The sequence below is a fragment of the Streptomyces sp. SM1 genome (assembly GCF_002910825.1).
In the GTDB taxonomy this organism is placed as follows: domain Bacteria; phylum Actinomycetota; class Actinomycetes; order Streptomycetales; family Streptomycetaceae; genus Streptomyces; species Streptomyces okerensis.
Map to the genome: position 1 here is coordinate 4,598 of NZ_NEUB01001050.1, position 10,685 is coordinate 15,282.

9 protein-coding genes are annotated in these 10,685 nt (G+C 70.5%); 8 read left to right on the forward strand and 1 reads right to left on the reverse strand.

Features of this window, described 5'->3' with window-relative positions; all coding sequences use genetic code 11:
• Positions 1-262: 262 nt before the first annotated feature.
• The 8 genes from B9S61_RS39455 (at position 263) to B9S61_RS39490 (ending at position 9,580) form a co-directional block, all read left to right on the forward strand.
• A complete protein-coding gene (locus B9S61_RS39455; protein ID WP_103546542.1) occupies positions 263-1,312 on the forward strand; it encodes a BMP family protein in 1,050 nt (349 codons plus the stop codon).
• Between the two features lie 485 nt (positions 1,313-1,797).
• Positions 1,798-2,847 carry a BMP family protein gene (locus B9S61_RS39460; RefSeq protein WP_103546543.1) on the forward strand — a complete coding sequence of 350 codons (1,050 nt, stop codon included), beginning with the start codon at positions 1,798-1,800 and terminating at the stop codon, positions 2,845-2,847.
• A gap of 198 nt (positions 2,848-3,045) precedes the next feature.
• Positions 3,046-4,623: an ABC transporter ATP-binding protein gene (locus tag B9S61_RS39465; RefSeq protein WP_103546544.1), complete on the forward strand. Its 1,578-nt coding sequence runs from the start codon at positions 3,046-3,048 to the stop codon at positions 4,621-4,623.
• Complete coding sequence (locus B9S61_RS39470) at positions 4,623-5,744, forward strand: ABC transporter permease (protein ID WP_103546545.1); 1,122 nt, start codon at positions 4,623-4,625, stop codon at positions 5,742-5,744. Before B9S61_RS39465 ends, B9S61_RS39470 begins: the two co-directional genes overlap by 1 nt.
• Positions 5,741-7,015 (forward strand): ABC transporter permease, encoded by a 1,275-nt coding sequence (locus tag B9S61_RS39475; protein ID WP_103546546.1) that lies wholly within the window; start codon positions 5,741-5,743, stop codon positions 7,013-7,015. Before B9S61_RS39470 ends, B9S61_RS39475 begins: the two co-directional genes overlap by 4 nt.
• Entirely contained in the window at positions 7,012-7,410 is a 399-nt protein-coding gene (locus tag B9S61_RS39480) for a cytidine deaminase (RefSeq protein ID WP_103546547.1), read from the forward strand. The genes B9S61_RS39475 and B9S61_RS39480 overlap by 4 nt, the downstream gene beginning before the upstream one ends.
• Before the next feature lie 98 nt (positions 7,411-7,508).
• Positions 7,509-8,786: a thymidine phosphorylase gene (locus B9S61_RS39485; RefSeq protein WP_181007746.1), complete on the forward strand. Its 1,278-nt coding sequence runs from the start codon at positions 7,509-7,511 to the stop codon at positions 8,784-8,786.
• Positions 8,787-9,187: 401 nt separating this feature from the next.
• Positions 9,188-9,580: an STAS domain-containing protein gene (locus tag B9S61_RS39490; protein WP_146065051.1), complete on the forward strand. Its 393-nt coding sequence runs from the start codon at positions 9,188-9,190 to the stop codon at positions 9,578-9,580.
• Here the strand turns inward: B9S61_RS39490 and B9S61_RS39495 are convergent.
• On the reverse strand, positions 9,464-10,480 hold the full coding sequence (locus B9S61_RS39495; protein ID WP_103546549.1) for a sigma-70 family RNA polymerase sigma factor: 1,017 nt from the start codon (positions 10,478-10,480) through the stop codon (positions 9,464-9,466). The two genes, B9S61_RS39490 and B9S61_RS39495, sit on opposite strands and share 117 nt — an antisense overlap.
• Between the last annotated feature and the right edge of the window lie 205 nt (positions 10,481-10,685).

Consider the following 10,685-nt stretch of genomic DNA (forward strand, 5'->3'; position numbering starts at 1 on the left):
CCCGCCGCCACCGTCACCTCTCCCGCCCGCCCCGCTTGCGCGCCGCCCACCGCAGGGGCAGCGTGGGGCCCGTGCAACAGAAGGTCCCGCACCGACCCGCCCGTTCGGGGCCCGTTCGGACCCCTGGTTCACAAGGACGTAACCAGCCATCGGCACGAATGGATAACGGCCCCGCGGAACCCCGTTCCCAGAAGTGTCTACGCGCGTTAATGTGCGCCGAACCGAGCACCCGCTGCGGGGCTGTGGAGAATGGGGACTTCAGATGCGTCGGATATCCAGGCTGACCCGCGTCGCGGTGGGGGTCGCCTCGCTCGCACTCGCCGCCACCGCCTGCGGCGGGACCAGCAGCGACAACAACGACAGCGGTGGCTCGAAGGAAGACCTCGGCCTCGCCATCGCCTACGACATCGGCGGCAAGGGCGACCAGTCCTTCAACGACGCCGCCTTCGCCGGCCTGACCAAGGCCAAGGACGAGTTCGGCTACAAGACCGCGGACGTGGAGCCCACCGAGGGCGAGACCGACGCGGACAAGGAGCAGCGCCTGTCCTCGCTGGCCAAGCAGGGCTACAACCCGGTCATCGGTGTCGGCTTCGCCTACGGCCCCGCCATGGAGGCCGTGGCCGCCAAGTACCCGGACACCACCTTCGGCATCGTCGACTCCGTCGTCGAGGGCGAGAACGTCGCCTCCCTCGTCTTCGCCGAGGAGCAGGCCTCCTACCTCGCCGGTGTCGCCGCCGCCAAGGCCACCGAGACGAAGGTGGTCGGCTTCGTGGGCGGTGTGGACATTCCGCTGATCCACAAGTTCCAGGCGGGCTACGAGCAGGGCGTGAAGGCCACCGACCCCGAGGTCAGGGTGATCCCGCAGTACCTCACCCAGACCGCGGAGGAGGGCGGCTTCTCCAGCCCCGACAAGGGCAAGGCCGCCGCCGAGGGCCAGATCGAGAAGAAGGCCGACGTCATCTACCAGGCGGCCGGTCTCTCCGGGCAGGGCGTCATCGAGGCCGCCGCCAAGGCGAAGGTCTGGGCGATCGGTGTCGACTCCGACCAGTACAAGCAGGAAGCCCTCGGCGCGTACAAGGACTACATCCTCACCTCCGCCCTCAAGGACGTCGGCGGGGCGGTGTACGCCCTGGCCAAGTCGGTCCAGGACGGCAAGCCGCTGACCGGCACGCAGGTCTTCGACCTGGAGGTGAACGGCGTCGGCCTGTCCGACGCCAACCCGAAGATGGCCGAGGTCGCGGGCCTGACGGACGCGGTCGCCCAGGCCAAGGAAGGCATCGTCGACGGCTCCATCGAGGTCAAGACGGAGTAGTCGGGACCTGACGACAGGACCGCGCGAAGCGGGCGGGCGCCCCACGGCCCCGCCCGCTTCGCCGTTCCTGCCTCCGCCTGTTCCTGCCTCCGCCTGTTCCTGCCTCCGCCTGTTCCTGCCTCCGCCCGCTCCCGCCTCCGCCTGTTCCCGCCTCCCCCACCCCCTCGGTCCGGTGCCGCCGCTCCCCGGCAGCCGGCGCGGGAAGCGGCTGCCGGAGGCACCGGAGCCGCCGGACCACGGCTCGTGAACGCCCGGCCCGACCGCGTCCGCCGGGTGTCACGCCGGCGCCCGCCCCCGTCACCCACCGCCACCCCCCGTTCGCGATCGGCAAGGACGGGACCACGGCTCGGGGCCATGTTGGGCACGGGCGGATAACAAGGTGGACAGAAGGGGTTTTCAGGCAGGTCTACGCGCGTTAATCTGCGGCGAAGCCAGCGCCGTAGCTGAACACGTCCCGGCGCTTTGTACGACTAGGAGCACCTCACATGCGCCGGATTTCCCGGATCACGGTCGCAGGCGCAGCGACCGCCTCCCTGGCCCTCGTTCTCTCCGCCTGCGGCTCCACCTCCACCTCGTCGGACTCCTCGGAGTCGAAGGGTGACAAGGGCCTCGCCATCGCCTACGACGTCGGCGGCAAGGGTGACCAGTCCTTCAACGACGCCGCCTACGCGGGCCTGGAGCAGGCGAAGAAGGAGTTCGGCTACGAGACCGCCGACGTCGAGCCCACCGACGGCGAGACGGACGCCGACAAGGAGCAGCGCCTCGTCTCGCTGGCGAAGCAGGGCTACAACCCCGTCGTCGGTGTCGGCTACGCGTACGCCGCCGCCGTGAAGGGTGCCGCCGAGAAGTACCCGGACACCACCTTCGGCATCGTCGACGACGCCACGGTCGAGGCCGACAACGTCGCCGACCTGGTCTTCTCCGAGGAGCAGGCCTCCTACCTCGCCGGTGTCGCCGCCGCCGAGAGCACCGAGACGAACGTGGTCGGCTTCGTGGGCGGTGTGGACATTCCGCTGATCCACAAGTTCCGCGCCGGCTACGAGCAGGGCGTCAAGGACACGAACCCCGAGGTCAAGGTCATCTCGCAGTTCCTGACCCAGACCGCGGAGGAGGGCGGCTTCTCCAGCCCCGACAAGGGCAAGTCGGCCGCCGAGGGCCAGATCGAGAAGAAGGCCGACGTCGTCTACGCGGCCGCCGGCCTGTCCGGTCAGGGCGTCATCGAGGCCGCCGCCGCCAACAAGGTGTGGGCGATCGGCGTCGACTCCGACCAGTACAAGCACGAGGCCCTCGCCAAGTACAAGGACTCGATCCTCACCTCGGCGATGAAGGATGTCGCCAAGGCGGTGTACAACCTCGCGAAGTCGGTCGAGGACGGCAAGCCCGCGACCGGTATCGTCAAGGGCGATCTGAAGACGGGTGAGGTGAGCCTGTCGAACTCCAACCCGAGGTTCGCGGACGACGCCGAGCTCCAGAAAGCCATCGAGACGGCCAAGGAGAAGATCGTCAGCGGCGGGATCAAGGTCAAGTCCAGCTGAGCAACACCCTGAACCACCGCGGGGTCGCGACCGTTCGACGGGGCACGAGGAGCCCGGCTCCTCGTGCCCCGTCGGTCAAGGGCGCCACCCCTTTGTATGCCGTAGGGGCGCTACGCGCGTAGACGGCCCCCGTCCCCAGGAGAGTGCGTCATCAACGCGTCCAGCAGCCCTCCGGCCGGAGCGGCGGTCAACGATTCGGTGACCGCCGTGGAGCTCGCCGGGATCACCAAGCGCTTCCCCGGTGTCGTCGCCAACCACGACATCCACCTCACCGTCCGCAAGGGCACCGTGCACGCCCTCGTCGGTGAGAACGGCGCCGGCAAGTCGACCCTGATGAAGATCCTCTACGGCATGCAGAAGCCGGACGAGGGCACCATCGCGATCCACGGCGAGCAGGTGAGCTTCTCCTCGCCCGCCGACGCCATCGTCCGCGGTATCGGCATGGTGCACCAGCACTTCATGCTCGCCGACAACCTCACCGTCCTCGAGAACGTCGTCCTCGGCAGTGAGAAGCTCTACGGCATCGGCGCCAAGGCCCGCCGCAAGATCAAGGAGCTCTCCGAGCGCTACGGTCTCGGCGTCCGCCCCGACGTCCTGGTCGAGGAGCTCGGTGTCGCCGCCCGCCAGCGCGTGGAGATCCTGAAGGTCCTCTACCGCGGCGCCACCACCCTGATCCTCGACGAGCCCACCGCGGTCCTCGTCCCGCAGGAGGTCGACGCGCTCTTCGACAACCTGCGCGAGCTCAGGGCCGAGGGCCTGTCGGTCATCTTCATCTCGCACAAGCTGGGCGAGGTCCTCTCCGTCGCCGACGAGATCACCGTCATCCGCCGCGGCACCACGGTCGGCACCGCCGTCCCCGCCGAGACCACCCCGCGTCAGCTCGCCGAGCTGATGGTCGGCAGCGAGCTGCCGACGCCCCAGACGGCCGAGTCCACGGTCACCGACCGCGCCGTCATCACCGTCGAGGCGCTGCGGCTGGCCGCCCCCGGCGGCAAGGCCCTGCTCGACGACATCACCTTCACCATCCACGAGGGCGAGATCCTCGGCATCGCCGGCGTCGAGGGCAACGGCCAGACCGAACTGGTCGACGCCCTCATCGGCCTCAGGCAGGCCGACTCCGGCGTCATCCGGCTGGCCGACGAGGAGATCACCGCCTGGCCCACCCGCAAGCGCCGCGAGCAGGGCATCGGCTACATCCCCGAGGACCGCCACCGCCACGGTCTGCTCCTGGAGGCCCCCCTCTGGGAGAACCGCATCCTCGGCCACGTGACCGAGAAGCCCAATGCCAAGGGCATCTGGCTGGACCCGAAGGCGGCCCAGGAGGACACCCGCCGCATCGTCGAGACGTACGACGTCCGCACCCCCGGCATCGACGTCACCGCGGCCTCCCTCTCCGGCGGCAACCAGCAGAAGCTGATCGTCGGCCGCGAGATGACCCACAAGCCGCGCTTCCTGATCGCCGCCCACCCCACCCGCGGTGTGGACGTCGGCGCGCAGGCCGCCATCTGGGACCACATCCGCGAGGCCCGCCGCGAGGGCCTGGCCGTGCTGTTGATCTCCGCCGACCTGGACGAGCTGATCGGCCTGTCCGACACCCTCCGGGTGATCTACGACGGCAAGCTGGTCGCGGACGCCGACCCGGCCACCATCACCCCGGAGGAACTCGGCACCGCCATGACCGGCGCCGCCGAGGGCCACCTCGAACACGACGAGACCCCCGAGACCCCGGCCGACCTCTCCAAGTCCGCCGGGTCTCCGGAAGACGAGGCCCGCTGATGAAGAAGTTCGACAAGGAGCGCGCGCTCCTCACGGTGGCCGGGCCGGTCATCGCGCTCGCCGTGGCCTTCGTGCTGAGCGCGATCGTCCTGCTCGCCTCCGGCAAGAACCCGGTCGAGCCGTTCGCCCTGATGTTCGAGCAGGCCGGTTTCTCGGACATCCAGGTCCTGATCATCAATCAGGCGTCGATGTACTACATCGCCGCCCTCGCGGTCGCCATCGGCTTCCGGATGAACCTCTTCAACATCGGCGTCGACGGCCAGTACCAGCTCGGCGCCATGATGGCCGCCGTCGTCGGCGCCCACGCCGCCCTCCCGGCATTCCTCCAGGTCCCGCTGCTGCTCCTGACCGCCGTGCTCACCGGCGCCTTCTGGGCCGGTATCGCGGGTGTCCTCAAGGTCACCCGAGGCGTCAGCGAGGTCGTCGCCACGATCATGCTCAACGCCATCGCCACCTCGCTGATCGTCTACATGTGGAAGCCGGACGTCTTCGGCGTCAAGATCGGCAACAACAACACCACCGGCGAGATGCACGAGTCCGGCTGGATCCCCGGCATCGGCATGGGCGAGGCCGGCGAGATCTACGGCCTGGTCGTCCTCGCCGTCCTGCTCGGCATCGGCTACTGGATCACCCTCAACCGCACCCGCTTCGGCTTCGACCTGCGCGCCTCCGGCGCCTCCGAGTCCGCCGCCGCGGCCAGCGGTGTCAGCCCCAAGCGCATGGTCCTCACCGCCCTGCTGCTCTCCGGCGCCATCGCCGGACTCGCGGGCCTGCCGATCCTGCTCGGCGACACCCACACCTACAGCCTCAACTTCCCCACCGGCATCGGCTTCCTGGGCATCGGCATCGCCCTGCTCGGCCGCAACAGCCCGGTCGGCATCGCCTTCGCCGCCCTGCTGTGGGCCTGGCTCGACAAGGCCTCGCCCGAGCTGGACTTCCACGGCTACGACAAGGAGATCGCGGTCATCATGCAGGGCCTGATCGTCCTCTCGGTCGTCGTCTCCTACGAGGCCGTCCGCGAGTGGGGCCTGCGCCGCCAGCAGCGCAAGGTCGGCGCGGAGCTCACCGCGGGCCACGTCCTCGGCGCCAACAACACCACGAAGGAGGTGGCCGGCCGATGACCGCTCCGACCACAGCGACCGACGTCAACCAGCCGTCGCTCGAGCACACACCGCCGACCGGCCGCCGCATGTCGTGGCCCGTCCTGCTCCTGCTCATCGCCGGAGCCCTGGCCCTGGTCTCCGTCGTACGCCTCGTCACCGGCGCCGACGGCATCACCAACGTCAGCCAGATGTCCACCGCCCTCCAGCTCGCCGTCCCGATCGGCCTCGCCGGCCTCGGCGGCCTGTGGGCCGAACGCGCGGGCGTCATCAACATCGGCCTCGAGGGCATGATGATCCTGGGCACCTGGTTCGGCGCCTGGGCCGGATTCCAGTGGGGCCCCTGGACCGGCGTCCTCGTCGGTCTCATCGGCGGCGCGCTCGGCGGCCTGCTGCACGCGATCGTCACCATCACCTTCAACGTCAACCACATCGTCTCCGGTGTGGCCATCAACATCCTCGCCCTCGGCGCCACCCGCTACCTCGCCCCGCTCGCCTTCGAGGGCCACCAGGGGGGCTCCGCCAAGCAGTCCCCGGCGGTCGACTCCCTCGGCCACTTCACCGTGCCGGGACTGTCCGACGGACTCAGCGACCTCAACGACAAGGGCTGGTTCTTCGTCTCCGACATCGCCGGCCTGCTCGGCGGACTGGTCACCGACGTCTCCTGGCTGACCCTGATCGCCGTCGCGCTCATCCCCACCACCTGGTACATCCTGTGGCGCACCGCGTTCGGCCTGCGGCTGCGCTCCTGTGGCGAGAACCCGATCGCCGCCGAATCCCTCGGCGTCAACGTCTACAAGTACAAGTACCTCGCCGTGATCATCTCCGGCTCCCTGGCCGGCCTCGGCGGAGTCTTCCTCTCCATCGTCGCCAACCCCTTCTACCTGGAGGGCCAGACCAGCGGCCGCGGCTACATCGGCCTCGCCGCGATGATCTTCGGCAACTGGATGCCCGGCGGCCTCGCCATCGGCGCCGGCCTCTTCGGCTACACCGACAGCCTCAACCTGCGCGGCGGCTCCGCCAACGTGCACGCCCTGCTGCTGCTCGGCGCGCTGCTGCTGCTCATCGGCGCCATCTGGCTCGTCATCCGCAAGAAGTACGTCCAGGCGGCGATCACCCTGGTCATCGGCGCCCTCGTGTTCGCCTGGTACGCCGGCACCAACGAGGTCCCCAACCAGGTCGTCTCCGCCACGCCGTACGTCATCACCCTCGTCGTCCTCGCCCTCTCCGCCCAACGGCTGCGGATGCCGAGGGCCAACGGCATGCCGTACCGGAAGGGACAAGGCAAATGACCGCGGCCGACGCCGACTGGGAGGCCCTGCGCACGGTGGCGCGGGAGGCCATGACCCACGCGTACGTCCCCTACTCGGGGTACCGGGTCGGCGTCGCCGCCCTGGTCGACGACGGGCGCACGGTCTCCGGCTGCAACGTCGAGAACGCGTCGTACGGGCTCGGCCTGTGCGCCGAGTGCGGAATGGTCTCCGAGCTGCACCGCACCGGCGGGGGCCGCCTCACGCACTTCACCTGCGTGGACGGCAACGGCGACATCCTCGTCCCGTGCGGCCGCTGCCGCCAGCTGCTGCACGAGTTCGGCGGCCCCGACCTGCTGCTGGAGACCCCGGCGGGGATCATGCCGCTCTCGGAGATGCTGCCGCAGGCCTTCGGCCCGGAGCACCTCACCCAGTAATTCCCGTGCGGCCCCTGTGGGCGACCGCCGATACCGTCGGCACGTCGGCCGCGGGGGCCGCGCCCTTCGCACCTTCGGAAGGAACCCCAGCCATGGCCATGGACGCCATCTCCGTCATCCGCACCAAGCGGGACCGCGGCGAACTCAGCGACGAGCAGATCGACTGGGTGATCGACGCGTACACCCGCGGGGAGGTGGCCGACGAGCAGATGTCCGCCCTCGCCATGGCGATCCTCCTCAACGGCATGAACCGCGGCGAGATCGCCCGCTGGACGGCCGCGATGATCGCCTCCGGCGAGCGCATGGACTTCTCGTCCCTGTCGCGCCCGACCGCCGACAAGCACTCCACCGGCGGCGTCGGCGACAAGATCACCCTCCCGCTGGCGCCCCTCGTCGCCGCCTGCGGCGCGGCCGTCCCGCAGCTCTCCGGCCGCGGCCTCGGCCACACCGGCGGCACCCTCGACAAGCTGGAGTCCATCCCCGGCTGGCGCGCCCTGCTCTCCAACGAGGAGATGCTGTCGGTGCTGGACGGCACCGGCGCGGTGATCTGCGCGGCCGGCGACGGACTCGCCCCCGCCGACAAGAAGCTCTACGCGCTCCGCGACGTCACCGGCACGGTCGAGGCGATCCCGCTCATCGCCTCCTCGATCATGTCGAAGAAGATCGCCGAGGGCACCGGCTCCCTGGTCCTGGACGTGAAGGTCGGCACCGGCGCCTTCATGAAGACCATCGACGACGCCCGCGAACTGGCCCGCACGATGGTCGGCCTCGGTACCGACTCCGGTGTGAGGACGGTCGCCCTGCTCACCGACATGGCCACGCCGCTCGGCCTGACCGCGGGCAACGCGCTCGAGGTCCGCGAGTCGGTGGAGGTCCTGGCCGGCGGCGGCCCGGCGGACGTCGTCGAACTCACCCTCGCCCTCGCCCGCGAGATGCTCGACGCGGCCGGCCTGAAGGACGCCGACCCGGCGAAGGCCCTCGCCGACGGCTCCGCGATGGACGTCTGGCGACGCATGATCGCGGCCCAGGGCGGCGACCCGGACGCGGAGCTGCCGGTGGCCCGCGAACAGCACGTCGTCAAGGCCCCCTCCTCCGGCGTCCTGACCCGCCTCGACGCCTACGGCGTCGGCGTCGCCGCCTGGCGCCTCGGCGCGGGCCGCGCCCGCAAGGAGGACCCGGTGCAGGCGGGCGCGGGCGTCGAGCTCCACGCCAGGCCCGGCGACACCGTCACCGAGGGCCAGCCCCTCCTGACCCTCCACACGGACACCCCGGACCGCTTCGACTACGCCCTCCGGTCGGTGGAGGGCGCGTACGACATCGAGGCCCCGGGCACGGACTTCACGGCCACCCCGGTCGTGCTGGAACGTATCGCCTGACCGGCGATTTCCCCGTTCGGCAAGGGCGACGTCCACCGCCCCCTGGCCACGGCGAAGTCCGGCGAGCCGATCGAGCTCCCCGCCCCCTTCGGCCTGACGATCGGCACCGGCGAGTTCCCCGCGACCTGAGTCACCCCAGGAGCGCCGCCACCACCACGAGAACCGGTACCGACAGCACCGTCGACACCAGGATCGCCTCCCTGGCCAGGGTCTCGCCCACGCGGTAGCTGCTCAGCGCGGTGACCAGCAGCCGGCCGGAGAAGACGACCGACAGGTCGGCCCGGGCCAGCGTGCTGCGGACACCGGAGGAGGGAAGGATCTGTGGCGCATACAGCCAACCCTCCGGGGGAGTCCGCGCCCCGGTCGATGTGATCCTGGTGATCCTCCCGGTGCCGCTCGCGATGAGTTACGCGCACCCGGCCGGTCTACCGGTCGTGGACGCCATGACACCGCCCGTGCTCGTGCTCAGCGGCCCCCTCACCCACAGCGAGGTGAGCGGGCCGTGCGACGCGCTGCGGGCCCTGCTGGACCACGGGGGCTGCGACGGCGGTGTGGTCGTCTGCGACGTCGGCGGACTGGGCCCGCCCGGTCTCGCCGCCGTGAACCTCCTGGCGCGGCTCCAGCTCACCGCCCGACGCTGCGGAGGCGGGATCCGGCTGCGCGACCCCTCCCCGGCGCTATGCGCCCTGCTCGACCTCGCCGGCCTCCGCTTCGAGACGGAGGGGCAGCCCGAACAGCGGGAACCACCGCTCGGTGTCCAGGAAACAGTGGAACCCGGTGATCCGGCCCTCTGAGATCTCCAGCACCTGGACCGCCCACGGCGTGAAACCGCCGCCCTCCGGGTCGGGCTTGTACTGGGCGAATCCCGGCAGCCCGTTGACCTCGACCGGCACCAGCCGGGAACCCGCGCACGGGGCGCCCAGCGTCGTCATGAACCCGGTGATGTCGTCGGCGCCGGTCAGCCACAGGTCGAACGGCGGCATCGTCATGACGGCGTCCTCGTGCAGCAACGCGGTCAGCGCGGACATGTCGTATCCCTCGAACGCCGTCACATAGCGCTCCAGCAGCTTCTGCTGCTCCTCGTCCAGCGGGTCCGACACCGAAGCCTCGGCACCCGGCTGCTGCCGCTCCGCGAGCGTCGCACGGGCCCGCTGCAGCGCGCTGTTGACCGACGCGACCGAGGTGCCCAGCAGCTCGGCGACCTCGCTCGCCTTCCAGGCCAGCACCTCACGCAGGATCAGCACCGCGCGCTGCTTGGCCGGCAGTTGCTGGAGCGCGGCCATGAACGCCAGCCGCACCGACTCCTTGGCGAGCGCGGCCTCCGCCGGATCGGCGGGCGTGGGCAGCACCCGGCCGTCGGGCATCGGCTCCAGCCAGGTGCTGTCGGGGCGGGGGGACAGCGCGGCCCGCGCCAGCGGTGTGGACTCCGTCAGGTCCATCGGGCGGGCCCGCTTGTTGCCCGCCGTCAGCATGTCCAGGCACACGTTGGTCGCGATGCGGTAGAGCCAGGAGCGCAGGCTGGAGCGGCCCTCGAACTTCGCGTGGCTGCGCCAGGCCCGGATCATGGTGTCCTGCACCGCGTCCTCCGCCTCGAAGGACGACCCGAGCATCCGGTAGCAGTACCCGGTCAGTTCGACCCGGTACTTCTCCAGTTCGGAGTCCAGGTCGGTCTTCGTCGCCGTGCCGTTCGTCATCGTCCGCCCACTCCATGTGGTGTCGTCGTGGTCCACCACTTCGGAAGCTATCGCAGCCCACTGACAATGACTCTCCGAGCGAGCGAACGTGCAGGTCAGAGCTGGCTGACACACGCCGGAGGGGCTGAAGTCGGCCCCTCCGGCGTTCGAGGAGCGGGGCCCGGGGCGGAGCCCCCGGTTCGGGACGGGAAGGGGCGGCGGCGGG

Excerpts from the sequence above, each read along its gene's own strand:
- B9S61_RS39455 (WP_103546542.1), top strand. The coding sequence starts at position 263 with ATGCGTCGGATATCCAGGCTGACCCGCGTCGCGGTGGGGGTCGCCTCG.
- B9S61_RS39460 (WP_103546543.1), top strand. The coding sequence starts at position 1,798 with ATGCGCCGGATTTCCCGGATCACGGTCGCAGGCGCAGCGACCGCCTCC.
- B9S61_RS39470 (WP_103546545.1), top strand. The coding sequence starts at position 4,623 with ATGAAGAAGTTCGACAAGGAGCGCGCGCTCCTCACGGTGGCCGGGCCG.
- B9S61_RS39475 (WP_103546546.1), top strand. The coding sequence starts at position 5,741 with ATGACCGCTCCGACCACAGCGACCGACGTCAACCAGCCGTCGCTCGAG.
- B9S61_RS39480 (WP_103546547.1), top strand. The coding sequence starts at position 7,012 with ATGACCGCGGCCGACGCCGACTGGGAGGCCCTGCGCACGGTGGCGCGG.
- B9S61_RS39485 (WP_181007746.1), top strand. The coding sequence starts at position 7,509 with ATGGACGCCATCTCCGTCATCCGCACCAAGCGGGACCGCGGCGAACTC.
- B9S61_RS39490 (WP_146065051.1), top strand. The coding sequence starts at position 9,188 with ATGAGTTACGCGCACCCGGCCGGTCTACCGGTCGTGGACGCCATGACA.
- B9S61_RS39495 (WP_103546549.1), bottom strand. The coding sequence starts at position 10,480 with ATGACGAACGGCACGGCGACGAAGACCGACCTGGACTCCGAACTGGAG.